This window comes from Streptomyces sp. NPDC093260 (genome assembly GCF_040683715.1).
Classification (GTDB): Bacteria; Actinomycetota; Actinomycetes; order Streptomycetales; family Streptomycetaceae; genus Streptomyces; species Streptomyces sennicomposti.
The window spans coordinates 104,663-131,608 of the sequence record NZ_JBFBEK010000004.1 but is presented as its reverse complement, the minus strand read 5'-3'; the positions used below and the strand labels follow the sequence as shown (position 1 = coordinate 131,608).

General features: G+C 75.3%; 23 protein-coding genes and 2 riboswitches. Of the genes, 8 read left to right on the top strand and 15 right to left on the bottom strand.

The window, feature by feature from the left end; translation table 11 throughout:
- Positions 1 to 192: 192 nt before the first annotated feature.
- From AB0N63_RS06695 to AB0N63_RS06670, 6 genes are all read right to left on the bottom strand, one after another.
- The gene (locus AB0N63_RS06695) at positions 193 to 1,023 is read right to left on the bottom strand and encodes an ECF transporter S component (RefSeq protein WP_365525067.1); all 831 of its coding nucleotides are present in this window, start codon (positions 1,021 to 1,023) and stop codon (positions 193 to 195) included.
- The gene (locus tag AB0N63_RS06690) at positions 1,020 to 2,861 is read right to left on the bottom strand and encodes an ATP-binding cassette domain-containing protein (RefSeq protein WP_365525064.1); all 1,842 of its coding nucleotides are present in this window, start codon (positions 2,859 to 2,861) and stop codon (positions 1,020 to 1,022) included. Before AB0N63_RS06690 ends, AB0N63_RS06695 begins: the two co-directional genes overlap by 4 nt.
- On the bottom strand, positions 2,858 to 3,997 hold the full coding sequence (locus AB0N63_RS06685; protein WP_365525061.1) for a CbiQ family ECF transporter T component: 1,140 nt from the start codon (positions 3,995 to 3,997) through the stop codon (positions 2,858 to 2,860). The genes AB0N63_RS06690 and AB0N63_RS06685 overlap by 4 nt, the downstream gene beginning before the upstream one ends.
- Positions 3,998 to 4,040: 43 nt before the next feature.
- Positions 4,041 to 4,712 carry an SCO2322 family protein gene (locus AB0N63_RS06680; protein WP_365525650.1) on the bottom strand — a complete coding sequence of 224 codons (672 nt, stop codon included), beginning with the start codon at positions 4,710 to 4,712 and terminating at the stop codon, positions 4,041 to 4,043.
- Positions 4,713 to 4,756: 44 nt separating this feature from the next.
- Positions 4,757 to 5,998 carry a prenyltransferase/squalene oxidase repeat-containing protein gene (locus tag AB0N63_RS06675; RefSeq protein ID WP_365525058.1) on the bottom strand — a complete coding sequence of 414 codons (1,242 nt, stop codon included), beginning with the start codon at positions 5,996 to 5,998 and terminating at the stop codon, positions 4,757 to 4,759.
- Positions 5,999 to 6,129: 131 nt separating this feature from the next.
- Positions 6,130 to 6,196, bottom strand: a riboswitch (cobalamin riboswitch).
- Positions 6,197 to 6,426: 230 nt separating this feature from the next.
- A riboswitch (TPP riboswitch) is annotated at positions 6,427 to 6,605 on the top strand.
- A gap of 572 nt (positions 6,606 to 7,177) precedes the next feature.
- Positions 7,178 to 7,807 carry a TetR family transcriptional regulator gene (locus AB0N63_RS06670; RefSeq protein WP_365525056.1) on the bottom strand — a complete coding sequence of 210 codons (630 nt, stop codon included), beginning with the start codon at positions 7,805 to 7,807 and terminating at the stop codon, positions 7,178 to 7,180.
- Between the two features lie 209 nt (positions 7,808 to 8,016).
- Between AB0N63_RS06670 and AB0N63_RS06665 the strand changes: the two genes are divergently transcribed.
- From AB0N63_RS06665 to AB0N63_RS06655, 3 genes are read left to right on the top strand one after another with little or no spacing between them, the layout of a single operon-like run.
- The gene (locus AB0N63_RS06665; RefSeq protein ID WP_365525053.1) at positions 8,017 to 9,432 is read left to right on the top strand and encodes a glycosyltransferase family 4 protein; all 1,416 of its coding nucleotides are present in this window, start codon (positions 8,017 to 8,019) and stop codon (positions 9,430 to 9,432) included.
- Complete coding sequence (locus AB0N63_RS06660) at positions 9,426 to 10,160, top strand: class I SAM-dependent methyltransferase (protein WP_365525050.1); 735 nt, start codon at positions 9,426 to 9,428, stop codon at positions 10,158 to 10,160. Before AB0N63_RS06665 ends, AB0N63_RS06660 begins: the two co-directional genes overlap by 7 nt.
- Positions 10,157 to 11,245, top strand: coding sequence for a prenyltransferase/squalene oxidase repeat-containing protein (locus tag AB0N63_RS06655; protein WP_365525047.1), 1,089 nt, complete (start codon positions 10,157 to 10,159; stop codon positions 11,243 to 11,245). The genes AB0N63_RS06660 and AB0N63_RS06655 overlap by 4 nt, the downstream gene beginning before the upstream one ends.
- Before the next feature lie 70 nt (positions 11,246 to 11,315).
- Here the strand turns inward: AB0N63_RS06655 and AB0N63_RS06650 are convergent, their stop codons facing one another.
- A complete protein-coding gene (locus tag AB0N63_RS06650) occupies positions 11,316 to 11,609 on the bottom strand; it encodes a hypothetical protein (RefSeq protein ID WP_365525044.1) in 294 nt (97 codons plus the stop codon).
- A 149-nt stretch (positions 11,610 to 11,758) separates the two neighbouring features.
- Here AB0N63_RS06650 and AB0N63_RS06645 point away from each other — a divergent pair, with 149 nt between their 5' ends.
- On the top strand, positions 11,759 to 12,340 hold the full coding sequence (locus AB0N63_RS06645; RefSeq protein ID WP_365525041.1) for a hypothetical protein: 582 nt from the start codon (positions 11,759 to 11,761) through the stop codon (positions 12,338 to 12,340).
- 87 nt (positions 12,341 to 12,427) lie between these two features.
- Here AB0N63_RS06645 and AB0N63_RS06640 read toward each other — a convergent pair whose 3' ends face one another.
- From AB0N63_RS06640 to AB0N63_RS06615, 6 genes are all read right to left on the bottom strand, one after another.
- Entirely contained in the window at positions 12,428 to 13,219 is a 792-nt protein-coding gene (locus AB0N63_RS06640) for a hypothetical protein (RefSeq protein WP_365525039.1), read from the bottom strand.
- A gap of 154 nt (positions 13,220 to 13,373) precedes the next feature.
- Positions 13,374 to 14,384, bottom strand: coding sequence for an N-acetylmuramoyl-L-alanine amidase (locus AB0N63_RS06635; RefSeq protein ID WP_365525036.1), 1,011 nt, complete (start codon positions 14,382 to 14,384; stop codon positions 13,374 to 13,376).
- A 10-nt stretch (positions 14,385 to 14,394) separates the two neighbouring features.
- Positions 14,395 to 15,147 carry a class I SAM-dependent methyltransferase gene (locus AB0N63_RS06630; RefSeq protein WP_365525033.1) on the bottom strand — a complete coding sequence of 251 codons (753 nt, stop codon included), beginning with the start codon at positions 15,145 to 15,147 and terminating at the stop codon, positions 14,395 to 14,397.
- A gap of 177 nt (positions 15,148 to 15,324) precedes the next feature.
- Positions 15,325 to 17,064, bottom strand: a complete 1,740-nt coding sequence (locus AB0N63_RS06625) for an MFS transporter (RefSeq protein WP_365525030.1) — start codon at positions 17,062 to 17,064, stop codon at positions 15,325 to 15,327.
- 674 nt (positions 17,065 to 17,738) lie between these two features.
- On the bottom strand, positions 17,739 to 18,380 hold the full coding sequence (locus AB0N63_RS06620) for a response regulator transcription factor (protein ID WP_365525027.1): 642 nt from the start codon (positions 18,378 to 18,380) through the stop codon (positions 17,739 to 17,741).
- A gap of 76 nt (positions 18,381 to 18,456) precedes the next feature.
- Positions 18,457 to 19,788 carry a sensor histidine kinase gene (locus AB0N63_RS06615; protein WP_365525025.1) on the bottom strand — a complete coding sequence of 444 codons (1,332 nt, stop codon included), beginning with the start codon at positions 19,786 to 19,788 and terminating at the stop codon, positions 18,457 to 18,459.
- 461 nt (positions 19,789 to 20,249) lie between these two features.
- Here AB0N63_RS06615 and AB0N63_RS06610 point away from each other — a divergent pair, with 461 nt between their 5' ends.
- Entirely contained in the window at positions 20,250 to 21,131 is an 882-nt protein-coding gene (locus AB0N63_RS06610; RefSeq protein WP_365525022.1) for a MaoC/PaaZ C-terminal domain-containing protein, read from the top strand.
- A 179-nt stretch (positions 21,132 to 21,310) separates the two neighbouring features.
- Here the strand turns inward: AB0N63_RS06610 and AB0N63_RS06605 are convergent, their stop codons facing one another.
- Together AB0N63_RS06605 and AB0N63_RS06600 are read right to left on the bottom strand one after the other, a co-directional pair.
- Positions 21,311 to 21,469: a hypothetical protein gene (locus AB0N63_RS06605; RefSeq protein ID WP_019982131.1), complete on the bottom strand. Its 159-nt coding sequence runs from the start codon at positions 21,467 to 21,469 to the stop codon at positions 21,311 to 21,313.
- Positions 21,470 to 21,572: 103 nt separating this feature from the next.
- Positions 21,573 to 23,645, bottom strand: a complete 2,073-nt coding sequence (locus tag AB0N63_RS06600; protein WP_365525019.1) for a hypothetical protein — start codon at positions 23,643 to 23,645, stop codon at positions 21,573 to 21,575.
- A gap of 277 nt (positions 23,646 to 23,922) precedes the next feature.
- Here AB0N63_RS06600 and AB0N63_RS06595 point away from each other — a divergent pair, with 277 nt between their 5' ends.
- The 3 genes from AB0N63_RS06595 to AB0N63_RS06585 are packed head-to-tail and all read left to right on the top strand — an operon-like array spanning position 23,923 to position 26,930.
- Positions 23,923 to 24,765 (top strand): Nif3-like dinuclear metal center hexameric protein, encoded by an 843-nt coding sequence (locus AB0N63_RS06595; RefSeq protein ID WP_365525016.1) that lies wholly within the window; start codon positions 23,923 to 23,925, stop codon positions 24,763 to 24,765.
- Positions 24,766 to 24,778: 13 nt separating this feature from the next.
- Positions 24,779 to 25,522, top strand: coding sequence for a C4-type zinc ribbon domain-containing protein (locus AB0N63_RS06590; protein WP_365525648.1), 744 nt, complete (start codon positions 24,779 to 24,781; stop codon positions 25,520 to 25,522).
- A 13-nt stretch (positions 25,523 to 25,535) separates the two neighbouring features.
- Positions 25,536 to 26,930, top strand: coding sequence for a bifunctional RNase H/acid phosphatase (locus AB0N63_RS06585; RefSeq protein WP_365525013.1), 1,395 nt, complete (start codon positions 25,536 to 25,538; stop codon positions 26,928 to 26,930).
- Positions 26,931 to 26,946: the final 16 nt, after the last annotated feature.

The window sequence follows — 26,946 nt, the reverse complement described above, 5'->3', positions numbered from 1 at the left end:
TTTTACTAGTTGTCGTCGCATCCCGGACGTGGGCCGATCGTGTGAGCGGCGTCTCAAAGCGCAGGTCGGCGCGGGTAAAGCTGCGTACATGTCACCCGGATGGATCTACGGCCGCGGATCGTAGGTGACCCAGGTCATGTGGGGCGCTTCACCGGGGCCGTCACGCTCGGCGGGTGAACGGTGACCGTCGGATCAGCGTTCGGGCGTGTCGAAGGTGACCGGCGTCTCGAAGGCGGCCCGCCGGGTGGCCCGCCGCAGCGCCCGGAGGACCGCCGGACCGACGACCAGGGTCAGCACCACGGTGACGACCGCCCGCCCGAGGTCCCAGCCGAGGGAGGTGGCCAGGCAGTACGCGACGAACCGGGCCAGGTTCGCGGGGACGGCCGCGTGCGGGTCGAAGGCGATGGAGGAGGCGAGGGCGCCCATGAAGGGCCAGCCCGCCAGGTTCATGATCGTGCCGTAGGCGAAGGCGGCGAGGAAGCCGTAGAGGGCGAGCAGGAGCAGTTCGGCGCGGCCGCGCAGGCGGTCCGGGCCGGGCAGCAGGCCCGCGCCCATCGTGAACCAGCCCATCGCCAGCATCTGGAACGGCAGCCACGGCCCGACCCCGCCCGTCAGCAGCGCGGACGCGAACATCGTCACCGAGCCGAGCACATAGCCGAAGCCCGGGCCGAGGACCCGGCCGCTCAGCACCATCAGGAAGAACATCGGCTCCAGGCCCGCCGTCCCCGCACCGATCGGACGCAGCGCGGCGCCCGTCGCGGCCAGCACGCCGAGCATCGCCACGGCCTTCGGACCGAGCCCGGACTCGGCGATCGTCGCCGCGACCACCGCCACGAGCAGCACCAGCAGGCCCGCGAAGAGCCACGGCGCGTCCTGCGCGTGCGCGCTGAGCGCCGAGGTGGGCGGGGCGAGGAACGGCCACAGGAAACCGGCCGCCCCCACCGCGCTGACCAGCAGCAGCGCGGCGAGGGAGCGGGGGCCCAGATGTACCGCGCGGGCCTGGGCGTCGGTCCGGGCGGTCATGCCAGGGCCTCGCGGACCTGGGCGACGGTGAGCCAGCGCTGCGGGGCGAGGATCTTGGTGACCTGGGGGGCGTAGGAGGGGGAGGACACCACCACCTCGGCGGTGGGGCCGTCGGCGATGACCTCGCCCTCGGCGAGCAGCACCACCCGGTGGGCGAGCTCCGCGGCCAGCTCCACGTCGTGCGTGGCGAGCACGATCGCGTGCCCGGCGGCGGCGAGGGCGCGCAGCTCGGCGACCAGCCGGGCCTTCGCGCCGTAGTCGAGGCCACGGGTCGGCTCGTCCAGCAGGAGCAGCGGCGGACGGGCGGTGAGGACGACGGCCAGCGCGAGCGCCAGCCGCTGGCCCTCGGACAGGTCGCGCGGGTGGGTGGCGTCGCAGACGCCCGGCAGCAGTGCGGAGACCAGGGCGCGGCAGGCGCCGGGCGCGGCCTGCGCGTCCTGGTCGGCCGCCGCGCACTCGGCGGCGACGGTGTCGGCGTAGAGGAGGTCGCGCGGCTCCTGCGGGACCAGGCCGACGCGGCGCACCAGCTCGCGGGGCGAGGTCCGGTGCGGGACCGCGCCGCTGACGCGCACCTGCCCCGCCGAGGGCTGCACCAGCCCGACCAGCGAGCCGAGCAACGTGGACTTGCCGGCGCCGTTGCGCCCCATCAGCGCGACGGTCTCGCCCGGGGCGACGGTCAGGTCCACGCGTCGCAGCGCCCGCACCCCGTCCCGCCACACACCGAGGCCGCGCACCTCGGCGACGAGGGAGGTGTCCTCGGCGGGCACGGCGCCCTGACGCCGCCGGAGGCGCAGCCACGGGCGGGAGGCGGCGCGGGGCGCGGGCACGGCTCGTGGCGGTACCGGCGGGGAAGCGGGGGCGGCTGTGGCGGGGGTGCCCGCCGAGTGCGCGGACGCGGGGGTGGCCGCGTCGCTCGCCGCGTCCGTGCCGGTCGCCGCGCTCCCGTCGCTCGCCGAGCCCGCCATGCGCGCCGTATCTGCCGGGCGCGCCGTACCCGCGCCGTTCGCCGTGCCCGGCTCGTGGGCGGCCAGGCGGGCGCGCAGGGGTGCCGCGCGGCGGCGGGCGTCGCGGACCGTCAGGGGGAGCGGGGTCCAGTCGGCCAGGCGGCCCAGGGCCACCACCGGGGGGTACACCGGCGACTCGGCCATGATGTCCGCCGGAGTGCCCAGCACCGGGGCCGCGCCCGGGACGGGGAGCAGGACGACCTGATCGGCGTACTGGACGACGCGTTCGAGGCGGTGCTCGGCCATCAGGACGGTCGTCCCGAGGTCGTGCACCAGCCGCTGGAGGACGGCGAGGACCTCCTCGGCGGCGGCCGGGTCCAGCGCCGAGGTCGGCTCGTCCAGGACCAGCACCTTCGGGTGCGGGGTGAGGACCGAGCCGATCGCGACCCGCTGCTGCTGGCCGCCCGAGAGCGTGGCGATGGGCCGGTCCCGCAGCGCGGCCAGGCCCAGCAGGTCCAGCGTCTCCTCGACGCGCCGCCGCATCACCTCGGGGGCCAGGCCCAACGACTCCATGCCGTAGGCGAGTTCGTCCTCGACGGTGTCGGTGACGAAGTGCGACAACGGGTCCTGACCGACCGTGCCGACCACGTCCGCCAGCTCGCGCGGCTTGTGCGTGCGGGTGTCCCGCCCGGCCACGGTGACCCGGCCGCGCAGGGTGCCGCCGGTGAAGTGCGGCACGAGTCCGCTGACCGCGCCGAGGATCGTGGACTTGCCGACGCCCGACGGACCCACCAGCAGCACGAGTTCACCCTCAGGTACCTCGAAGTCCACTCCGGCGACGGTGGGTTCGGCCGCGCCGTCGTAGGTCACGGAGACGTCCTCGAAGCGGATCACGACGGCTCCTTGGGTGACGTGTTCCCGGACGACGTGCGTCCGGGCGACGTGGGTCCGGGGGCGGCGAAGGCGGGGACCAGACCGAGGAGCACGGCCGCGGCGGGCCACAGCGGCAGCGCGGGCGCGACCAGCGGCACGACCCCGGGGTGCAGGGCGTCCGGATCGCGGGTCGCGGCCAGGGTGAGCAGCGCGGCGACCGCCACACCGGAGGCGGCGACCAGACAGGAACGCGGGTTCCAGGCGTCGGGGCGGTAACGGGTGCGCAGTGAGCGGCGGCCGCCGAGCCGGAGTCCGGCGAGCGCGGCGGCGAGACCGGCGAGGAGGACGGGCAGCCCGTAGCTCCCGCCCTCCGCGGTGAGCAGCCCGTACGTCCCGGCGCACACCCCGAGCAGCCCGCCGAGGGTGAGGGCGGCGGTGGTACGGCGTACGGCGGGGGCGACCTCGGCGGTACGGCCGTAGCCGCGGGCGTCCATCGCGGCGGCGAGCGCGACCGAGCGCTCCAGCGCGCCCTCCAGCACGGGCAGCCCGACGTGCAGCAGACCGCGCAGACCGCGGTCGGGACGGCCGCGCAGCCTGCGCGCGGCCCGCAGCCGGCGGCCGTCGGCGACCAGGTGCGGGGCGAAGGTGAGGGCGACGACCACGGCGACGCCCATCTCGTACAGCGCGCCGGGCAGCGACTTCAGCAGCCGGGCGGGCGCGGCGAGCGCGTTGGCGGCGCCGACGCAGACCAGCAGTGTGGCCAGTTTCAGCCCGTCGTACAGGGCGAACAGCAGTGCCTCCGCCGTGACCCGGCCGCCCAGCCGGATGCCCTGCGCCCAGTGCGGCAGCGGCACTTCGGGCAGGGTGAGAAGGACGTGCGCGCCGGGGACGGGGGAGCCGAGGACGACCGCGAAGAACAGGCGGATGACGAGCACGGCCACCCCGAGCCGGACGAAGGCGGCGTAGGAGCGGGCCGAGGGGGTGTTCGCCCCGCACGTCACCACGACGTACGCGGACACCGCGAGCAGCAGCCCCAGCAGCAGCGGGTTGCTGGTCCGGGTGGCCCCCACCCCGAGCGCCAGCGCCCACACCCACCAGGCCCCGGCGTGCACGCGGGGCGCGCGGCGCACGCCGGAGGCGGGGGAAGTGGTGCGCACCCGCGCGGCGACGAGCGTGCCCCCGCCCCCGCCGTCCGGCGTCCTACGCATTCCGGCGCCGCCGGGCCTGCCACACGGCCGCACCGGCGAGGACGACCACGACCGCGCCGCCCGCGAAGAGCCCGACCGACGGACCGCCGTCCTTCTTCCGCGACGAACCGGTCCCGGCGCCCGGGGATTCCGCGCCCGCGTCCGGCCCCTTGCCCGGCACCGTGCCCGAGACCTGCTCGCCGCAGCCCTTCGCCGGGTAGCCGGCGATGGCGCACAGCAGGGCGTTGGTGTCGTAGCGCAGGGGCTTCGCGACCGCCGCCAGCGCCTCCGCCGTCGTCGCGCCGGACGGCACCCGCGCGCAGGCGGTACGCGCGGCGGGCGGGGTCTCCCCGGCCGGGGCGTCGGCCTCCGTACCGAAGTCCAGGACGAGCGCCACCCGCTTCTGGCCGCCCCGGGCCGGCGTACTCCCGCAGATCGCGGCGAAGTCCGCCGTACCGCGCGGCCGCGCCGCGTTCCGGGAGTCCTCGCTCACCGCGAACCGCATCCCCTGCACGTCGCCGTCGGCCGGACGCGCCGTCGAGGGGCCCTCGGTGGCGTACGTCCACCGGCCGCCGTCACGGTCCCAGAAGGACCAGTAGCGGTAGCCCACCGCCTGCGCCGTGCCCGCGCCCGCCGTCACCAGCAGCAGCGCGGCGGCCACCAGCAGGACGGGCAGGGCGGACAGGGCGGGCGGAGCGGGCCGGGCGGACGGCGTGCGCGGGCGGCCGGTCACGGCTGCTGTCCCCGCTTGCCGCCGCGCCTGCTCAGCATGAAGCCGACAGCGACCACGACGACGAGGAAGACGCCCCCGGCCCACCACACCGCCGTGTGGTCGGCGCCGTCGCTCTTCGCCGGCTTCGCGGCGCCGTCGCCCGCCGTGGGCGCGTCGGTGGCCTCGGGCGCGGGTCCGGTGGCGTCGAGCGCCTTCACGAGGTCGAGGCCGCCGAAGTCGCGCGGGTCGGTGCCGGTGGCGTGGGCGGCGAAGACCAGCTGGGCGTAGGCGGCCGGGCCGCTCTGCTCGGCCCACGCCTCGGCGTGCCTCTCCAGCCACTCCAGCGGCTTCTTCGCCTGCGCGGCCCCGCCCTGCGCGGCGAGCGCGACGACCGTGTCGGCGGTGTTGCCGTAGTCGGGCTGGGCGGTGGCGCCGGGCAGTACGGAGGTCAGGTACCCGTCCTCGGCGACCTGGTGCGCGAGGTAGGCGGCGCCGTTCGCGGCGGCCTGCCGGGCGGTCGGCTTCCCGGAACCGGCGCACTTCGCCGCAGTGCCGTCCTCGCCCGCGCCCGTGGCCGCCAGACCCTGGCCGAGGGCGGCGACGACGCCCGCGGCGGTCGCGTCCGCGTTGGCGACCAGCTCGCCCTTCTTGTCCGGCTGGTAGGCGAAGGCGCCCGCGCCGTCGCCCGAGCACGGCAGGGCGAGGCCGAGCAGCGCGTCGTAGGGGGACTTGCCGTCCTTCACGACGGCGGCGGGCTTCTCGCCTACGGCGGCGAGCGCGCCCACGACGACCGCGGTGGAGTTGGTGTCGCTGGGACCGCCGGCCGTGTAACCCCAGCCGCCGTCCTTGTTCTGCACGGACTTCAGCCAGGCGACGGCCTTGCCGGTGGCGGCGTCGTGGCCGCCGAGCGCGGCGAGGGCCTGGACGGCGGCGGCCGTGCTGTTGGTGTCCACCATGACCTTGGCGTCACAGGCGCGGGCCGGGTCGGCGCGGAAGGCCGCGTACGAGCCGTCGGCGCACTGCTGCCCGGTCAGCCAGTCCACGGCCCGCGCCGCGGGCCGCACCCCGGCGGTGTGCTGCGCGAGCAGGGCGAGGGACTGGCGCCACACGCCGTCGTACTTGGGGTCGGTGCTGCCGTAGAGCCCGTCCGGCAGGGCGGGCTTCCCGCTGGGGGAGGGCGACGCGGCGAAGGCGGGGGACCCCGGTATGCCGATCACGGCGACGGCGGCCAGGGCCGCGGCGCAGCGGCGGATGTTCATGATCGGCGGATGCCTCTCCCTGTGGGGAGCCGGACAGCACGGGGCATCCCCGCGGCTCGGCTCCGTATACCTCGACGGCGCTGTGCGGCGGCGGGCGCCGGCGCACGTGAGCCGGTCACGCCGTACGGGGCGGTCCGGCTCGCCGCCTCCAGGGCGGCTCACGGTTGCGGGTCAGCGCCGGATTCGCACCGGCTTCCCCTCGTACGGCCGTGATGACGACGGCGCTACTTTACCGGCCCGTGAACGGCCCTCCGGGGCCGGTGGGGGCCGGGTACGCGGGGACGGCGGGGGACGAGTGGCGGATTCGGGCCAACCTCCGGGTCCGGGGACGGGGTTGGGGTGCCCGTCCGTGGCCCGGATCTGCTGTCCATTCCTCCCGGACAGGGGGTTGCGTCCTGGTTCGTGGGGGTTCATGCTGGAAGTGCCTACGGGACGAGTGAGGGAGTTCGACCGGAGTAGCCGACTTGGGCGTGACGCCTACGCATCCGCCGAGGCCGACGTCGACGGTCGGGCTGAGAGGCCGGAAAGCCGCAAGGACTGGGCTGATCGGCGACCCCCAGAACCTGATCCGGGCAATGCCGGCGAAGGGAACCCGTCTCGTAGGTCTTCCGTGTGCCCGGGCCGCGGGGCCCGGGCCTTGCGCTGTCCGCGCCCGCTGCTCCGGGTGCGGCCCCTGGGCCGCCGCCGCGCGCTCGGGCCGCCGCCCGCCCTCGCCCGCCCGCGTTGCTCCGCGTGCGGCCCCCGCTCCGCACCCGGCCCCTGGGCCGCGCGTCGCGCTCCCGCGTTGCTCCGCGCCCGGCCCCGGGCCTCGCGTCGCCCGGCGATTGGGCCTTTGCGCCCGGCCCCTGGGCCTCGCGCCGCGCGCTCGGGCCGGCCGCCCGCCCTCGCGGGCCCGCGTTGCTCCGCGTGCGGCTCCCGCTCCGCACCCGGCCCCTGGGCCTCGCGTCGCCCGGCGATTGGGCCTTTGCGCCCGGCCCCTGGGCCTCGCGCCGCGCGCTCGGGCCGGGCGCCCGCCCTCGCGGGCCCGCGTTGCTCCGCGTGCGGCTCCCGCTCCGCACCCGGCCCCTGGGCCGCGCGTCCGCGCTCGGGACCGGCCGCCCGGGGCCCCGGCCCCCGGCCTTCGCGCTGCGGGCGCGGGAACCGCCGGGCCGCGCGCCCAAGTCGTGCCCCGGCCCTCCGCTACCCCGTGTGCGGTCGCCGGTCCGGGGTCGTCAGGTCGATCAGGCGGCACGCCGTCGCCACGTCCGTCTCCACCTGTTCCGTGGAGGCGCGGCCCGCGAGCCAGGTGATCAGGGCCGAGTGCCAGGTGTGCTCGATGACGCGGATCGCGGAGAGCTGCTCGGCGGTGGGGTCGTCCTGGCCCATCGCCTCCAGGATGATCGCCGTCGTCTGGTGCAGGACCCGCTCCACCTCCGCCGAGACGCCGCTGTCCGCGAAGGTCAGGGCGCGCACCATCGCGTCCGCGAGCCGGGGCTCGCGCTGGAGGGCGCGGAAGGCGCGGATCAGGGTCTCCGTCACCCGCTCGGCGGCGCTCGCGCCGGCCGGCGGCTTGGCGCGCAGCGTGCCCCGCATCCGCACCAACTGGTCGTGCATGGTGGCGACCAGCAGGTGCACCTTGGACGGGAAGTACCGGTAGAGCGTGCCGAGGGCGACCTGCGAGGACTCGGCCACCTCGCGCATCTGCACCGCGTCGAAGCCGCCCCGGCAGGCCAACTGCGCGCTCGCGTGCAGGATGCGGCGCCGGCGGGCCTCCTGCCGCTCGGTCAGGGGCGGCGGGGGAGGGGGCGTGGGACGGGTCTGCGCAGGCATGGCTCCCGCTTCGTGACAGTCGGTGAGGGCGTGCGACCAGACAGCATGCCAGGGCGTCGGCCGTGGCGTGAATCACCCGTTCCACCGCCTTGCGGCGAGGCTACCTGCCGGTAGATTCGAAGCTTCCTGGACGATCAAGTCTGAAACTTGTTCTAGATCGACGACCCGGCGTAATCTCGCGGGACAGCGCAGTCAGAAGGGGGCCCAGAGTGTCCGCTGAGGCCAGTCAGGCGGGGTCCCCGACGGGCCTCGCAGCCGACGGCGAGCGACCGCTCAGGATCGCGCTCCTCACCTACAAGGGCAACCCGTTCTGCGGCGGCCAGGGCGTCTACGTCCGTCACCTCTCCCGCGAACTGGCCCGCCTCGGCCACCGGGTGGAGGTGATCGGCTCCCAGCCCTACCCCGTGCTCGACGCCCTCGACGGCCCCGCCGCCGCCCGGCTGAGCCTCACCGAGCTGCCGAGCCTCGACCTCTACCGCCAGCCGGACCCCTTCCGCACCCCGAAGCGCGACGAGTACCGCGACTGGATCGACGCGCTGGAGGTCGCCACCATGTGGACCGGCGGCTTCCCCGAGCCGCTGACCTTCTCGCTGCGCGCCCGCCGCCATCTGCGCGAGCGCCGCGGCGAGTTCGACGTCGTCCACGACAACCAGACCCTCGGCTACGGCCTCCTCGGGGACGTCGGCGCGCCCCTGGTCACCACCATCCACCACCCCATCACCGTGGACCGACGGCTGGAGCTGGAGGCGGCGAAGACCCGGCAGCGCCAGTGGTCGGTGCGCCGCTGGTACGCCTTCACCCGCATGCAGAAGCGGGTCGCGCGCCGGCTGCCGTCCGTGCTCACCGTCTCCGGCACCTCCCGCCAGGAGATCGTCGAGCACCTCGGGGTGCGCCCGGACCGCATCCACGTCGTCCACATCGGCGCCGACACCGACCTGTTCTCGCCCGACCCGTCGGTGGCGCGGGTGCCCGGCCGGATCGTCACCACCTCCAGCGCCGACGTGCCGCTCAAGGGCCTGGTCTTCCTGGTCGAGGCGCTGGCCAAGGTGCGCGCCGAACACCCCGCCGCGCACCTCGTCGTCGTCGGCAAGCGGCCCGAGGGCGGCCCCGTCGCCAAGGCGATCGAGCGGTACGGCCTGGAGGGCGCCGTCGAGTTCGTCAAGGGCATCTCCGACGCCGAGCTGGTCGACCTGGTCCGCTCCGCCGAGGCGGCCTGCGTGCCGTCGCTGTACGAGGGCTTCTCGCTGCCGGCCGCCGAGGCGATGGCCACCGGCACGCCGCTGGTCGCCACCACCGGCGGCGCCATCCCGGAGGTCGCCGGACGCGACGGCGAGACCTGCCTCGCGGTGCCGCCGGGCGAGTCCGGCGCGCTGGCCGCCGCGCTGACCCGGCTGCTCGGCGACCCCGAGCTGCGGACGCGCCTCGGCGCGGCCGGCCGTGAGCGGGTCCTCGCGCACTTCACCTGGGCGCGGGCCGCCGAGGGCACCGTCGCCCGCTACCGGGAGGCGATCTCCGCCCCGGCCGGCCCCCTCCGCCCCGTACCCCCGACCACCGGCCGCCCCGGGGCGGCCGTGACGACCACAGGCGACCACTCCGAGCACACCGAAAGCAGGGCCACGTGCTGACCGTCGACTTCTCCCGGTTCCCGCTCGCCCCGGGCGACCGCGTCCTGGACCTCGGCTGCGGCGCCGGCCGGCACGCGTTCGAGTGCTACCGGCGCGGCGCGCAGGTCGTGGCGCTGGACCAGAACGGCGAGGAGATCCGCGAGGTCGCCAAGTGGTTCGCCGCGATGAAGGAGGCCGGGGAGGCGCCCGCCGGGGCCACCGCCACCGCCATGGAGGGCGACGCCCTCGCGCTGCCGTTCCCCGACGAGTCCTTCGACGTCGTCATCATCTCCGAGGTGATGGAGCACATCCGCGACGACAAGGGCGTCCTCGCCGAGATGGTGCGTGTCCTCAAGCCCGGCGGACGTATCGCCGTCACCGTCCCGCGCTACGGCCCCGAGAAGGTCTGCTGGACCCTCTCCGACGCCTACCACGAGGTCGAGGGCGGCCACATCCGCATCTACAGGGCCGACGAACTCCTCGCCAAGATCCGCGAGGCCGGCCTGAAGCCGTACGGCACGCACCACGCGCACGCGCTGCACTCGCCCTACTGGTGGCTCAAGTGCGCCTTCGGCGTCGACAACGACAAGGCGCTGCCGGTGCGCGCTTACCACAAGCTGCTGGTCTGGGACATCATGAAGAAGCCGCTGGCCACCCGGGTCGCCGAGCAGGCGCTCAACCCGCTGATCGGCAAGAGCTTCGTGGCCTACGCGACCAAGCCCCACCTGCCCCGGGCGGCCGCGCGGTGACCACGCCCCGGACAGAACACCTCGTCCTGCCCGGGGTCCTCACCGCGGAGCAGGCCGCCGCCACCGTGCGCGGCATCCTCGCCGTCCAGCGGGAGGACGGGGCGATCCCGTGGTTCCGCGGCCACCACCTCGACCCGTGGGACCACGTCGAGGCCGCGATGGCCCTGGACGCCGCTGGCGAGCACGAGGCCGCCGAGCGGGCGTACGCCTGGCTGGCCCGGCACCAACTGCCGGACGGCTCCTGGTACGCCGCCTACACCGACGGCGCGCACGACGACGTCGCCGACCGCGGCCGGGAGACGAACTTCGTCGCCTACGTCGCCGTGGGCGTCTGGCACCACTATCTCTCCACCGGCGACGACACCTTCCTGGACCGCATGTGGCCGGTGGTGTACGCGGCGGTGGAGTTCGTGCTGCGCCTCCAGCAGCCCGGCGGGCAGATCGGCTGGAAGCGCGAGGACGACGGGGCCGCCACGGCGGACGCCCTGCTGACCGGCTCGTCCTCGGTCCACCACGCGCTGTGCTGCGCGCTCGCCATCGCCGAGCAGCGCGAAGAGCCGCAGCCGGACTGGGAGTTGGCGGTCGGCGCGCTGCGGCACGCGATCCGCCGGCACCCCGAGCGGTTCCTCGACAAGGACCGCTACTCCATGGACTGGTACTACCCGGTCCTCGGCGGGGCGCTGACCGGCGCGGACGCCAAGGCGCGCATCGACGCCGGCTGGGACCGCTTCGTGGTGCCCGGTCGCGGGGTGCGCTGCGTGGTGCCCAACCCGTGGGTGACCGGCGGCGAGTCGGCCGAACTCGCCCTGACCCTGTGGGCGGTGGGCGAGTCCGACCGCGCGCTCGACGTGCTCAAGTCCATCCAGCACCTGCGGGATCCGGAGACCGGCCTGTACTGGACGGGCTACGTCTTCGCCGACGACGCGATATGGCCGCGCGAGCTGACCACGTGGACGGCCGGTTCGCTGCTGCTCGCGGTGGCCGCGCTCGGCGGGCACGAGCCCACCTGCACGGTCTTCGCAGGCGACCGGCTGCCGCGCGGCCTGGACCCGGACTGCTGCGACGGGGACGCCCTGCGGCGGTGAGCCGCGGGCCGTCCGCGCCGCCCGGCCGGCTGCCGCGCGGCCACCGGCCGTGGGGGCAGCGGTCGTGCGGTCAGTGGCGGTGCATGCGGTTGGCGAGGGCGTGGCCGACGAACAGGTACACCACGGCCGCCAGGCCGTAGCCCGCGACCACCCGCGCCCACGCGCGGTCGAAGGTGAACAGGTCACGCGACCAGCCGGCGAGCCAGTTCGCCGCGCTGTGGACCCACTGGACCAGGTCGTTGGCCCGGTTGGCGTCCAGCAGATACATCAGTATCCACAGACCGAGGATGGCGGCCATCACGTCCGCTACCACCGCGATGACCGTACCGGCGGAGTTGGAACCCGTGCGATATCGAGGGGACATGCTCTGCGACTGCCCCGCGAGCCCGGTTGAAACCTGCACCGCGTACGGGGGGTGACGCCCGCGGCACACGCGGTGTCCTGTTTCGGGTGAGATGGGACGGTTCACACGGAGCGGCGGAGAACCCGAAGCGACTCGATTCGGAGGACACCGTGCCCGTCGTACCGATACGGCGCCTCGCCGTGGCGCTCACCCTGTGCTGCGCCCTGCTCGCCGGCTCCGCCGCGTGGGCCACGAACCAGAGCGGGGGGCAGCGCACCGGCCCCGTGGCCGCGGTGGCGGCCGCGACCCCCAGTCCGACCACGTCGGCGGAGCGGCAGAAGTTCGCCAAGACCCGCTTCGTGGCCAACGCGGGCCTCGCGGCCGGGGCGACCTACCAGTGGATCTGGAAACCTTACAAGGAGGGCCAGTTCAAGAAGGGCGCGCACGGGCGCAGGGTGACGCTCGTCAAGGCCGGCCTGGCCGGCGCGTTCGCGTACAACCGGCTCAAGGCGGCGGTGCGCAACGCGCAGGGCGACCCGACGCTCTCCAAGGCGCTCGCCCCGCTCAACAGCGCCATCGCCGGGCTCAAGGACCTGCCCGCCAAGCTCCGCAAGGGCGACGGCTCGGCCGCCCAGAGCTTCAACGACACCCTCAACAAGGTGAAGGAGGCGGGCAACGCCGCCGGGGCGCCGGTCAAGAACAAGGTGCCGTCCACCAGCGACCTCAGGCAGGGCGCCAACGCCAACCCCTGAGGCCGCGGCCCGCCGGCCGCACGGCGACGGCCCCCCGCCCGAAGGGCGAGGGGCCGCTGGGCCGTCGAGCCGGGAAGCGCAGCCCGATCAGGCGCCGCGCTGGATGTCCGAGGCGTCCTGGAGGACACCGCGGCGGCCGTCCTGCATCTCGGTCAGCAGGCCCTGGCCGCGCTGCTCCACCGCCAGGTACCAGACGCCCGGCGACAGTTCGGCGATCGGGGTGGGCGCACCGTCCTCCCCGAACAGCGGACGCGGCGCGGGCACCGCGTACCAGAACGGCGAGAAGGGCGCCGGCGACTGCGGGGCCGCCGCGTCCGTCGCCGCCTGCTGCGGCTGCGGGGCGCCGTAGGGCTGGCCCGGCTGTGCGGCCCCGTACGGCTGCTGCTGGGCGCCCGGGTAGCCGTAACCGCCGGGCGGCTGCGCACCGTAGGGCGACGGGGCGACGGGGCGCGGGGCCGGGACCAGGGCGGCCTGGAGGGCGGGGACCAGCGGGGTGGCGACGGCGCCGGCGGCCAGCACGAGCGCCGCGATGAAGCCGAGGATCAGGCCCGCGCCGGCGTCGATGCCGTCCGGGACGTCCACCAGCGACCAGAAGAAGATCCACGCGGAGAGGATCGTGAAGCCCACGCCGATCGTGCCGAGGTCGAGACCGGCCACCTTGCGCGGCTGCGGCAGGCAGCGGTTGAGGACGATCAGCGCGGCGCCGATGACGGCCCCCATGTAGATGCCGAGGCCGGTCCCGAGGGACTCCCACGCGTTCTGGCTGCTGGAGTAGCCGGACATGGAGTAGGAGTAGTAGTCCAGGAACGACGCGATGAACAGCAACACCGCTGCTCCGATCACCACGCCGTCGCCCCGAGTGAGGGAGCGGATATTCACGTCAGGTCCTTCGTAGGTCGTCTCGTCGTCGGTAGAGGCGTCGCTGTCACCATGTCGCCAACAGGCCTGGTGCGAAGCGTGGGGGTGGCCCCTCATCGTAGGAACGACACTATCGCCCGTACGGCGGGGCTGTCCGCAGAGATCGACGCGGCGGTCACGACGCGCGCAGGAAACTCACGATTCCCTCAGAGATCCCCTCCGCCGCCTTCTGCCGCCAGTCACCGCTGGTGAGACGGGCCGCGTCCGTGCCGTCGCGCATGTTGCCGCACTCGATGAAGACCTTGGGAACCGTTGACAGATTGAGACCACCCAGATCCTCGCGCGTGACGAGACCGGTGCCGCCGCCCAGGTAGTTGGAGGGCGGTTCGTCCGTGACGCGGACGAAGCTGCCCGCGATCATCGCGCCCAGTTCCTTCGACGCGGCGGCGATCGGGCGGGTGTCGGCGGAACCGGAGTGCACGGCCGCCGGGAGGATCACGTGGAAGCCGCGGTTGCCGGGCGCCGAGCCGTCGGCGTGGACGGAGATCGCGGCGTCCGCGTGCGCCTCGTTGCCGATCCGGGCGCGCTCGTCCACGCACGGGCCCCAGGCCGGCGCGCCGTTGTCGTGCGTCAACTTCACCGTCGCCCCCTGCTGTTCGAGCAGGGCGCGCAGCCGGTGCGCCACGTCCAGGGTGAACCGGGCCTCCGGGTAACCGGCGTTGGTGGACGTGCCGGTGGTGTCGCACTCCTTGCGGTCGGTGCCGATGTCCACCTGGCGGTTGATCTCGGCGGTGTGCTGGAAGTTGCCCGGGTTGTGGCCCGGGTCGATGACGACGACCTTGCCCTTGAGCGGCCCGGAGGCGGCGGGGCCGTCCGAGCCCGCGCCCTTGCCGTCACCGCCGGCCGGCCCGGAGGGCGAGGAGGCCGAGGCGGACGGGGCGGCGGACCGGGCGGAGTGCGGCGACCTCCCCGCGCCGGACGCGGACGGCGACCCGCTCGACGCGGACGCCACGGCCGCCCCGCCCGAGGGCGCGTCCGAGGAGGCCGTCGCCTCGTACACCAGCCAGCCCAGCAGCGCGCCGGACACCAGCGCGACACCGGCGACGGCCGGCCAGCGGCGCGGGCGGCCGGGGCGGCCGGAGTGCTCGGGCTGCGGAGGATCGAAGTCGGGGCCTGTGTACGACACGACAGCGACTCTAACGGCGGCCCGCGGCGGGCGCCTCGCCTGCCGGCGCGGACCCGGACGCCTCGACTGCGGGCGCGGGCGTGCGGGCTTCGGGTGCGGGGGACCCGCCGGTCGGGGCGGCGGGGGCCGTGCGGCGCAGGACGCGCAGCGAGCCCGTGACCGAGACCTCGGTGAACTCGCCGGACCGAAGGGCCCGCAGGTACACGCGGTACGGGGCCTGACCGGTGAACTCGTCCTCGGGGTCGGGGAACACGTCGTGGATGACCAGCAGGCCGCCCGGCGCCACGTGCGGGGCCCAGCCGGCGTAGTCCGCGCCGGCGTGCTCGTCGGTGTGGCCGCCGTCGACGAAGACCAGGGCGAGCGGGGTGTTCCACAGCGCGGCGATCTGCGGCGAGCGGCCGACGAGCGCCACCACGTGCTCCTCCAGGCCCGCCCGGTGCAGCGTGCGCCGGAAGGCGGGCAGCGTGTCCATCAGGCCGATCTCCGGGTCCACGGTCTGCGGGTCGTGGTACTCCCAGCCGGGCTGCTGCTCCTCGCTGCCGCGGTGGTGGTCGACGGTGAGCGCGGTGACGCCGGCCCGCCGTGCGGCGTCGGCGAGCAGGATCGTGGACCGCCCGCAGTACGTGCCGACCTCCAGCAGCGGCAGCCCGAGCCGCCCGGCCCCGACGGCCGCCGCGTACAGGGCCAGCCCCTCGTCCACGGGCATGAAGCCCTTCGCGGCCTCGAACGCGGCGAGGATCTCGGGCTGGGGCGCCGCGGTCATGCGGGGTCCTTCCGGTCGTACGTCCAATCCGGCCGCCCATGCTGCCGCACCCCCCGCCGGACGTGCGACGGGGGGTGCGGTGGTGTGCGTCTCAGCGGGCCGCGCGCCCGCTCGCGCGGCGCGCGGCACCAGCGGTGCCGGACCCGCGCGGCGCGCGGCCGACTGCGGAGCGCGCGCTCACGCGGTGACGGTCTCGCCCGGCAGGGACAGGTCCAGGTCGACCGGACGGTCGTCGCCGGCGTGGCTGGCGGACGAGGCGAGCGGGCCGTGCCCGGCGGCGCGGGCGGCCAGGACGTACGGGCCCCGGGCCGGGACCACGAGGACGTAGGAGCCGTCCTCGGCGGACAGGGTCGCGCCGGCCTGCCGGCCGCGGTGGTCGATCAGGGTGACCTTGGCGCGGGCGACCGGGGCGCCCTGGGCGTCCAGGACCCGGCCGCGGAAGCCCCGCAGCACCTCCTCGGCACGGGCCAGGTTGGCGTCCTCCTCGCTGCTGGCGCGCAGCTGCGGGACGGTCGAGCGGTTCGGCTTCGGCAGGCACAGCGCCAGCACCAGACCCACGGCGACGGCGGCCGTGGCGATCAGGAAGGAGACGCGGAAGCCGTGCATGGTCGGGATCGCCACCCCGTTCACATGGTCGGCGGTGTTGGCCAGCACCATGCCGATCACGGCGCTGGACACCGAGGTGCCGATGGACCGCATCAGGGTGTTGAGGCCGTTGGCCGCCCCGGTCTCGGAGGCCGGGACCGCGCCGACGATCAGCGCGGGCAGCGAGGAGTAGGCCAGGCCGATGCCGGCGCCGAGCATCAGGGAGGTGACCACGGTCTGCCAGGCGGCGTTCATCAGGCCGAGACCGCCGCCGTAGCCGATCGCGATGATCAGCAGGCCGGTGATCAGGGTGACCTTGGGGCCGTAGCGGGCGGACAGCCGGGCGTAGACCGGCGCGGTGAACATCATGGTGAGGCCGAGCGGGGCCACGCACAGGCCCGCGACGACCATCGACTGGCCGAGGCCGTAGCCGGTGGCGGTGGGCAGCTGGAGCAGCTGGGGCAGGACCAGGGAGACGACGTAGAAGGCGACGCCGACCATGATCGAGGCGAGGTTGGTGAGCAGCACCTCGCGGCGGGCGGTGGTGCGCAGGTCCACCAGCGGGGCGGCGACGCGCAGCTCCAGCAGGCCCCACAGCAGCAGCACGGCGGCCGCGGCGGCGAACAGGCCGAGTGTGGTGGCAGACGACCAGCCCCAGTCGCTGCCCTTGGTGATCGGCAGCAGGAACAGCACCAGGCCGGCCGACAGGCCGAGCGCGCCGAGCAGGTCGAAGGAGCCCTCGGCGCGCATCGGCGACTCGGGCACGGTCAGCAGGGTGAGGACGATGGACAGGACGCCGAGGCCGGCGGCGCCGTAGAAGAGGGCGTGCCAGTTCGTGTGCTGGGCGACCAGGGCCGCGGCGGGCAGCGCGAGTCCGCCGCCGACGCCGATCGAGGAGCTCATCAGGGCCATCGAGGAGCCGAGCTTCTCGCGCGGCAGCATGTCGCGCATCAGGCCGATGCCGAGGGGTATCGCGCCCATGGCGAAGCCCTGGAGGGTGCGGCCCGCGATCATCGGCAGCAGCGTGCTGGTGAACGCGCTGACGAGGGCGCCGACCACCATGACCGCGAGGCTGAGGATGAGCATGCGGCGCTTGCCGTAGAGGTCGCCGAGGCGGCCCATGATCGGCGTGGCCACGGCGCCCGAGAGGAGGGTGGAGGTCAGGACCCAGGTGGCGTTGCTGGGAGAGGTGTCCAGGAGCTGCGGCAGGTCCTTGATGACCGGCACGAGCAGGGTCTGCATCACCGCGACAACGATGCCCGCGAACGCGAGCACCGGGACGACGGCCCCGCTCGCGCTCCGCGAGGGCCGGTTGGTCGTCGTGAGCGTCATTGAGGGTGGCCTCCAGGCCGTTTTCGAAGGTGCGTTCGGGGAAGTGGGTCGCTGATCGTCCGGGTCGTCGCTGATCGTCCGGGACCAGTGCCGGGTGAAACCTCGTACGCCTGGGCGACTATTCCGATGCTTTGGCGTACTAACGAATTCTTGACCGTTCCGAGAGGAAGTGACAGGGCGTCAGGGGGCGGGCTGAGGCGAGCGGAGGCGGGCCGGCGGCGGACGGGCACGGCGCGGGCGCGGGGCGCGCGCCGGGGCGGAGTCCCGCGGTCCGCGATCAGGGGGAACTCGGCACTCCGTAACCGGTCCGCCGGAACGCCCGGGAACACGGCGAACCGGCGGCGGTGGTCGCGGTGCGTCAGGTGTGAGCCGTCCGCCGCCTCCCGACTCGGCTCAGGTGCGGTCCGGCTCCGGTGCGGTCCGGCCGGGGGTTCGGTTCGGCCGGCTCGGGTGCGGTCCGGCCGGGGGTTCGGTTCGGTCGGTCCGGGTGCGGTGCGGCCGGGGTTCTGGTCCGGTTCCGGCGAGTGCGGTCCGGTGGAGGCCCCCGCTCGGCTCGGGTGTGGCCGGGGCGCGACCTTGGTCCGGCTCGGGTGTGGCTGGAGCGGGACCTCGGTCCGGCTCGGGTGAGGTCCCGGTCCGGCTCGGGTGCGGGCCTGTGGTTCCCCCAGGGCCGGTCACAGCCACCCGCGCCGGCGGGCCTCCCGCAGGGCCTCCGTGCGGTTGCGGGTGCCGGTCTTGCCGATCGCGGCGGAGAGGTAGTTGCGGACGGTGGACTCCGACAGATGGAGCCGGGAGGCGATGTCGGCGACCGTCGCGCCGTCGGCCGAGGCGTTCAGCACATCGCACTCGCGGGCGGTGAGCGGGCTCGGCCCCGCGCTCAGGGCCGCTGCCGCGAGCGCCGGATCGACCACCGTCTCCCCGGCCAGCACCTTGCGGATCGCCGACGCCAGCTCCTCCACCGGACCGTCCTTGACCAGGAACCCGGCCGCGCCCGCCTCCATCGCCCGGCGCAGATAGCCGGGGCGGCCGAACGTGGTCAGGATGAGCACGCGGCACGCCGGCGCCCGCTCGCGCAGCTCGGCGGCGGCGTCCAGGCCGGTCATCCCCGGCAGCTCGATGTCCAGCAGCGCGACGTCCGGCCGGTGCGCCAGGACGGCGTCCACGATCGCGTCGCCCCGCGACACCTGGGCGACGACCTCCAAGTCCTCCTCCATGCCGAGCAGCAGCGCGAGCGCGCCCCGCATCATGCCCTGGTCCTCGGCGAGGAGGACGCGGACGGGCTCGGCGGGACGGTGGTCTCGGGACGTCTCGTTCACGGGCCAAGGGTAGTGAAAGCGGGCGGGTTGCGGGGCGGCTGCCCGCGGACGACCGTGGCCCCGGGGGAGCCGGCGGTCAGCTCTCGCGGGGCGGGGGAGCGAGCGTCGCCGTAGCGGCAGGGAGCGCCGTGGCCGGCACGCCCGGGCCGGAGGCCGTGGTGGCCAGGGCCGCCGCCGTCAGTTCCTGCGGGTCCCTCGGGAGTTCGGCCGTCACCGTGAAGCCGCCCCGGGCGGACGGACCGGCGCTCAGCGAGCCGCCCGCGGTGGCGAGGCGTTCGGTCAGGCCCTTCAGGCCGGTGCCGCCGACGCCCGGTGCCGCCGGCGCGGCCACCGTGCCGCGTCCGTCGTCGGACACCGTCAGCCGGACCCGCTCGGCCGCACCGGCCACGGTGATCTCGCAGCGGGCCGCGCCACTGTGCCGTACGGCGTTGGTCACCGTCTCGCGCACCACCCAGCCGAGCAGCGCCTCGGTCTGCGGGGTCAGCGGCGGACCCGAGCGGCGCACCACCGGCTCGATGCCCGCGGCGGTCAGCGCCGAGCGGGCCCGGTCCAGCTCCGTGCTCAGGCTGCCCTCGCGGTACCCGGTGACCGCCTCGCGGATCTCGGTGAGCGCCTGCCGCCCCACCGACTCGATGTCGGTGATCTGCGACAGCGCCGCGTCCATGTCGCGCGGCGCGAGCCGCCGGGCCGCCTCCGACTTCACCACGATCACCGACAGCGTGTGCCCGAGCAGATCGTGCAGGTCGCGGGAGAAGCGCAGCCGCTCCTCCTCCACCGCCCGCCGGGCCAGCTCCTCACGGGCGGCGCGCAGTTCCCGCACGGCCTCGCTCAGGCTCAGGATCGCGGCGGTCACCGCGGTGGACAGGAAGGTGGCGTAGGCGATGTTGATGCCGTTCCAGCCGTCGCGGTAGCCCGACACCGCCCCGGCGAAGGCGGCCAGCAGCAGACCGATCCGGCCCAGGGAGGGACCGCGCACGGTCGCGCCGGTCGCGAGACCCAGCAGCGGGAAGAACAGCAGCCAGTTGCCGCCGTAGCCGAGGGCGAGGGCGGTGGTGAGCACGCCCATCACCACGAGTGCCACCCGCGTGGAGCGGGCCTCGCGCTTCTTCCTGTCGAAGGCGCGGAAGACGACGTGGACGTACAGCGAGTTGAAGGCGAGCAGGCCCACGGCGCCGATCCACGGGTTCGGTGTCTCGCCCTTGAGGACGTTGGACAGGGAGCCCAGCCCCATCAGCAGCCAGGGCACGAGGGAGAAGCCGGTGGGCGGCGGACCGGGGGTCTCCGGCATGCGCCCCTCCCTGCGGGCCGCCCGCTGCTCGTCCTTGAAGCGGCGCATGTCCTCCTTCCAGGCCGCCCGGGCCAGCTTGAGGTGCCGCATCCGGCATCGCAGTCCTCGCCGCCATGACATGTCGGTGTCCTTCATGTTCCCCCGATCGAATGGTCCCGCGGTCGTACGTCCCGGCGGCCGGTGCTCCTCCGCTCGGGTGTTCCCGCGATCAGATGTTCCGCGCGTCACGGCGGTACGACAGGACAGCGTACGAACGGAACGCGGCAGCGACGCCGTCGGCACGATCACCGTCCCCGCCGTCGGCGCGTGCCGGTGGGCGACCGCCAGGAGCATCCCGACCGGCCCGGCGCGCACCGCCGGCTCGGGCGGGCCGCCGAACAGCCGGTTTCCGCGCGTGGTCCGGTCCCCGTCCGTGGTCCGGTCCGTCGTCCCGCCCGCCGGTGTGCCCGCGACGCTGTCTGCTGTCATGTCTACGACGCTACGGAGCCGCGCCGGGCGCGGGCAGATGCTGTTGTACGGACTCGGGCGGGACAAATGTCCCGGTGCACCGGGCCGGAGAGACCGGGAGGACCAGCAGAGGCATGCCGATCGACGAAGCCGCGGCCCGCGCGGCCGCACCCCGCACCCGCGAGATCTCCTGGACGCCCGGGGACGTGCAGCTCTACCACCTCGGCATCGGCGCGGGCGTTCCCGCCACCGACCCCCGCGAACTGCGCTACACCCTGGAGAAAGCCCTCCACGTCCTGCCGAGCTTCGCGACCGTCGCGGGCGGCGGCGAGCCGGGAGTGATCCGCGTCCTGTCGACGCCGGGCGTCGAGGTGGACCTCGCCCGCGTCCTGCACGGCGGCCAGACCCTCACCGTGCACCGGCCCCTGCCGGTTCGCGGCACGGCGACCGTGACCGACCGTGTCACCGGCGTGTACGACAAGGGCGAGGCGGCCCTCCTCGTCCTCGCCACCGAGGCCGCCGACGCCGACGGCCCGCTGTGGAGCGAGGAGGCGCGCGTCTTCGTCCGCGGGGCGGGCGGCTGGGGCGGCGAGCGCGGCCCCTCGGTCCGGTCCGCACCGCCCGCCGGCCCGCCGGCCCGCACGGTGGAGCGGCCGGTCCGCGAGGACCAGGCCCTGCTGTACCGCCTCACCGGCGACCTCAACCCGCTGCACGCCGACCCCGCCTTCGCCCGCGCCGCCGGCTTCGACCGGCCCGTCCTGCACGGCCTGTGCACCTACGGCATCACGCTCAAGGCGGTCGTGGACACGCTGCTGGACGGCGAGGTGAGCCGGGTGCGGTCCTACGGCGCGCGGTTCGCGTCGGTGGTGTACCCGGGCGAGACGCTGCGGGTGCGGATGTGGCGGGGCGGGGGTGCGGGCGCCGGTCGGGGCGCGGGTGCGGTTCAGGTGGCGGTGAGCGCCGTGGAGCGCGGCGACGCACCGGTGCTGGCGGACGTGGTGGTCGAGCACGTCTGAACGGCTGCCCCGGTGAACGGCGTCCCGGTGGCGCCCTGTCGGCCCAGGGACGCCGAACGGCCCCGCCCTCCGGGTCTTGGGTTCTAACGGTCCTCGCAACACCCGCGATCTGTGGGAGTTGCGAGGACCCCTGGAACTCAAGGGGTGGAAGGCGGGGCCGTCCGGTGTGCGCAGTGCCGTCAGGCGGCCACTTCGGTCCGCTCCTCGGCCGGCTTGCGGTGCCGGCCGCTGGGGGCCGTCTCGCCGTCCTGGGAGGAAACCGGTCCGCGGTGCTTGCCGTGGCCCTGGGCTTCCTGGGCGCCGGCGGTCAGCGGCTGGGTCGTACTGGCGTCGCTCATCGAAGAACTCACCCCGTCAACATGATCTTTCGTACAGCCGGGTGAGTCTAACCGGCACACCTCGGGGCGAATCCAGACGGCCACGCCAACCGGCACGACTTCGTTACGTTGCGGCCATACGTCCCGTCATGTGACCGGTCATCCGCCCTGTGCGGGCGGCGTGTTGAAGGGTGACGGGGCGCGGGGCGGGCGGTTCGGGACCCTCCGCTTCCGGCGGTTCGGACGTGTCGGGGGCGGCGGAGGAGGGGGCGTCCACCACGGCGGGCGCGTTAGCCCCGCCGGGGCCGTCAGTCAGGCCGGGCAGGACGGCCGCGCCGGGCGGCTCGGGCGCGGCTTCCGGCTGCGCCGTCTCCTGGGCCGCCCCGAGGGTGGCGCCCCGCGCACCGCCCCGCAGCGCGCCGTTCGAGCCGTTGGGCAGGCTGAGCGCCGACGCGAGCCCCCCACCGCGCCCCGCACCGTGCGCGGTGACGCCGGCGACGACCGGGCCAGGCCCGGAGTGCGGGGTCGGCCCCGGGGCCGGAGCGGACGCCGGGTCCGGACCAGGCATCGAGGCGGGCACCGTCCCGTGAGCGGGCACCGAGGCGGAGGCGGGCGCCGAGGCGGGAACAGTAGCCGGGCCCGGACCAGAGGGTGAGGCAGGGGCCGTGACCCCGGCACGCGCCGAGACGGAGTCCGCAGCCTGAACGGTCGCCGAGACCGGACCAGGCACCGAGGCGAGACCGCGCCCCGGGGCAGTTCCCGAGGCGGACCCCGAGGTGCGACCCGGTACCGCGCCGGGACCAGACCCCGGGGCGCGACCAGGCACCCGGGCGTCACCAAGCGGCGAGGCAGGGGCCGGGGCAGTTCCCGAGGTGCGACCCGGTACCGCGCCGGGACCAGACCCCGGGGCGCGACCGGGCGCCGGGGCGCCGCCAAGCGGCGAGGCAGGGGCCGGGGCAGGCGTGGCCGCCGCCCCCGCCCTCAGCGCCAACCGGGTCCCCCGCGCACCCGGCGTTCCCTGTGCCCCCGGCGCACGAGGCGCTTCCAGCGTGCCCGGCGCTCCTGGAGCACTCCGCGCGCCGCCCGGCGCAGCCTGCGCCCGCCCGAGCGCGCGCGGCGTCTCGTGCCCCGTCTCCCGCCCCGGCGCGGGCCACCGCGCCACCCCGCACGGCACCGCCCGGGTGGCGTACGGCAGCCGCAGCACGCCCTCCCCGGTCCACAGGCCCGCGCCCGGCAGCCAGCCCTCGGGCGCGGGCAGGTGCCGTACCCGGCGGTCGGCGGGGCGCCACACGCCCACCCAGCTGCCGTACGCGCCCTCGCAGCGCAGCGCCACCGCGCACTGCTCCGGCGTCAGCACCTGCCCGGGCTGGATCGCGAACGGCGTCACCGTGCAGTCCGGCAGCCGCAGGCACTGCGGGAACCGCACCGGCAGCGTGCTGCCGAGCACCCCCCAGCCGAGCCGGTACTGGCCGGGCGCGGGCGCGTCCGAGCGGATCAGCAGCAGCCCGCTGTCGAGGTCGGCCAGCAGCAGCCGGTCGTCGCTGTGCGGCGCGATCTGGAGCAGCGGCGAGACCGCGCCCCCGCGGCCGAGGTCCACCACGACCGTCTTGGTGCGTCCGGTGGTGCGCCGGTCCAGAGCCAGCAGCCGGCCGGCCCGGTCCAGCCAGACCCCGCCCGAGCAGTGGCCCTCCACCTCCGCCAGCAGCTCGGGCCCGAACGGGCCGCCCGCCACCAGCCACACCGCCGAGGAGCGCGAGCCCACGGCCAGCGCGTACGCCCGCTCGCCGCCGGGCGCCGGGGGCAGCAGCCGCAGCCGGGTGCCCTCCGGGGACTCCACGGCGCCGAGCGGCAGCTCGCCGGTGCCCGGGCCGGTCGGGTAGAGCAGTGAGAACGTGTTCCGGCCGGCCACCAGCCGCCGGATCAGGACCCGACCGTCGCCCATCGGCTGCACCTCGGTGCCGGGCTCCTCGCCCTGGTCGCCGGGGAGCGGCACCGCGTACGGCTCGGGGCCGTCCAGCGTCCAGCGCTCCGGGTACCAGGAACCGCCGCCGCGTGCGAGGCGGGCGGCGTAGGCTCCGTCCACCGTGATGGCGAAGCCGGCCGGTGGCGGGCCGCCGTCCCCGTCGGCCGACGGCGGCGGTGGGGCGCCCTCCTGTTCACGTGCGGCCGGGACCCCCGGAGAGGCACAGACTGTCATTGCTCGGTCACCTCCTGTGAGGACGCTAGTTTTCGTACGCACAGGCGGCGCCGCGGCGGGCGGAGGCTTCACACATACGGGTGTTCCAGGAACGATTCTCCTGAGAAAAGCGGAACGTTTGTGCTGGCTGTGAGCGGGTCCGGCCGGACCGGCGCCGCACGGGTGCCCCCGGCCCGGCCGGGTCGCCCCGCCGGCCGCGCGCGCAGCCTCCGTACCGGCTCCACCGCCCCGACGGCGCCGGTTCTGCCGGGGCGAACACCCAGGTAGCCTTGCACTCGTGCCCCGTCTGTCTGAAGTCATCGCCGCGCTGGAGAACCTGTGGCCCGCCGAGCGGGCCGAGTCCTGGGACGCGGTCGGCACCGTCGTGGGCGACCCCGGCCAGGAGGTCACCCGGGTCCTGTTCGCCGTCGACCCGGTCCAGGAGACCGTCGACGAGGCGGTGAAGCTGGGCGCCGACCTGCTCGTCACCCACCACCCGCTGTATCTGCGCGGCACGACGACGGTGGCGGCCTCCACCTTCAAGGGCCGCGTGGTGCACACCCTGATCAAGCACGACATCGCCCTGCACGTCGCCCACACCAACGCCGACACCGCCGACCCGGGCGTCAGCGACGCGCTGGCCGGCGCGCTGGACCTCAGGGTCGTACGCCCCCTGGTGCCCGACCCGACCGACCCGGAAGGCCGCCGGGGCCTGGGCCGGGTGTGCGAACTCGACCACCCGCTGACCGTCCGCGAGCTGGCCGCCCGCGCCGCCGAGCGGCTGCCCGCCACCGCGCAGGGCATCCGGGTGGCCGGCGACCCGGAGGCGCCGGTCCGCAGCGTCGCCGTCAGCGGCGGCTCCGGCGACAGCCTCTTCGACGCCGTACGGGCCGCGGGCGTCGACGCGTTCCTCACCGCGGACCTGCGCCACCACCCGGCCTCCGAGGCCCGCGCCCACAGTCCCCTCGCGCTGCTCGACGCGGCGCACTGGGCCACCGAGTGGCCCTGGTGCGAGCTGGCCGCCAGCCAGCTCGACGAGATCTCCGACCGGAACGGATGGGACCTCAGGGTCCATGTCTCCAAGACGGTCACCGACCCCTGGACCGCCCACGCGGCGTCCACCGCCACCACCGACAACTAATGGGAGCCCCCAACTGAACGCCGCGCCCGCCGACCAGATCCGACTCCTCGACGTCCAGGCCCTCGACGTCCGCCTCCAGCAGCTCGCGCACAAGCGGAAGTCGCTGCCCGAGCACGCCGAGATCGAGTCGTTGACCAAGGACCTCACCCAGCTGCGCGACCTGCTCGTCGCCGCGCAGACCGAGGAGAGCGACTGCGCCCGCGAGCAGACCAAGGCCGAGCAGGACGTGGACCAGGTGCGCAGCCGCGCCGCCCGCGACCAGAAGCGGCTGGACTCCGGCGCGGTCAGCTCCCCCAAGGACCTCGCCAACCTCCAGCACGAGATCGCCTCGCTCGCCAAGCGCCAGGGCGACCTGGAGGACGTCGTCCTGGAGGTCATGGAGCGCCGCGAGTCCGCGCAGGAGCGGGTCGCCGAGCTGACCGAGCGGGTGGCCTCCGTGCAGGCCAGGACCGACGACGCCGCCGCCCGCCGGGACGCCGCCTTCCAGGAGATCGACGGTGAGGCGGCGTCGGTGACCAAGGAGCGCGAGGTCGTCGCGGCCTCCGTCCCGGCGGACCTGCTCAAGCTGTACGACAAACTGCGCGAGCAGCAGGGCGGCATCGGCGCGGCCAAGCTGTACCAGCGCACCTGCCAGGGCTGCCGCCAGGAACTCGCCATCACCGAGCTGAACGAGATCCGCTCGGCCGCGCCCGACACGGTGGTGCGCTGCGAGAACTGCCGCCGCATCCTGGTGCGCACCGCCGAGTCCGGCCTGTAGGGGGCGGACGGGCGTGACGGGGTCGTCCGGCGTACCAGGTTCAGACGTACGGGGCTCGGGCGTACGGGGTTCAGACGTCCCGGGTCCGGGCGTACGGGAGTTCGTCGTCGAGGCCGACGGCGGGTCCCGGGGCAACCCGGGGCCCGCGGGCTACGGCGCGGTCGTGCTCGACCCGGTGTCGGGCGAGGCGCTGGCAGAGGCGGCAGAGTACCTCGGCACGGTCACCAACAACGTCGCCGAGTACCGTGGCCTGCTGGCCGGCCTGCGCGCCGCGCACGCGCTGGACCCCGAGGCGCGCGTCCACGTCCGGATGGACTCCAAGCTCGTGGTCGAGCAGATGTCGGGCCGCTGGAAGATCAAGCACCCCGACCTGAAGCCGCTCGCCACGATGGCGGCCCGCGTCTTCCCGCCCGACCGGGTCACCTACGAGTGGATCCCGCGCGAACGCAACAAGCACGCCGACCGCCTCGCCAACGAGGCGATGGACGCGGGGGCGCGCGGCGAGCAGTGGTCGCCGTCGGCGTCCACGGCGGCGCTGGACGCGGGGGCGAGGGACACCGCCGGTGCCCGCGCACCCGCTTCGACTGGGCCCGCCTCCGGTACGCCCGCCCCGGGTGCGGCCGCCCTCGGCGCGTCCGCAGAGGACACGGACGTCACCGCGCACGCGGACGCCGGGAGCGCGGTCCCCGACGCCACCGGGGACGCGGTCGCCGAGGCGAAGGCGGACACCGACGCGCGGGCCGCGCGGGCCGTGGCCACGCCCGGCTGGGCGCCCGCCGACCTCGGGGCGCCGGCCACCCTCGTACTGCTGCGGCACGGCGAGACGCCGTTGACTCCGCAGAAGCGGTTCTCCGGGAGCGGGGGCAGCGATCCGTCGCTGTCCGGCATCGGGCGCGAGCAGGCCGAGCGGGTCGCCGCGGCGCTCGCCCGGCGCGGCACGATCCAGGCCGTCGTAGCCTCCCCGCTCGCCCGCACCCGCGAGACCGCCGGGATCGTCGCGGCCCGTCTCGGGCTGGACGTGGCGGTCGAGGACGGGCTGCGCGAGACGGACTTCGGTGCGTGGGAGGGCCTCACCTTCGCCGAGGTGAGCGAGCGCCACCCGGACGACCTGAACGCCTGGCTCGCGTCTCCGGAGGCCCGGCCGACCGGGGGCGGCGAGAGCTTCGCGACGACCGCGACCCGGATCGCCGCCACCCGCGACAAGCTGGTCGCCGCGTACGCCGGCCGCACGGTCCTGCTGGTCACGCACGTCACGCCGATCAAGATGCTGGTCCGCCTGGCCCTCGGCGCCCCGCTGGAGTCGCTGTTCCGCATGGAGCTGTCGGCGGCCTCGCTGTCGGCGGTGGCGTACTACGCGGACGGCAACGCGAGCGTACGGCTGTTCAACGACACGTCGCACCTGCGCTGAGCGCGTACCGCCCGCC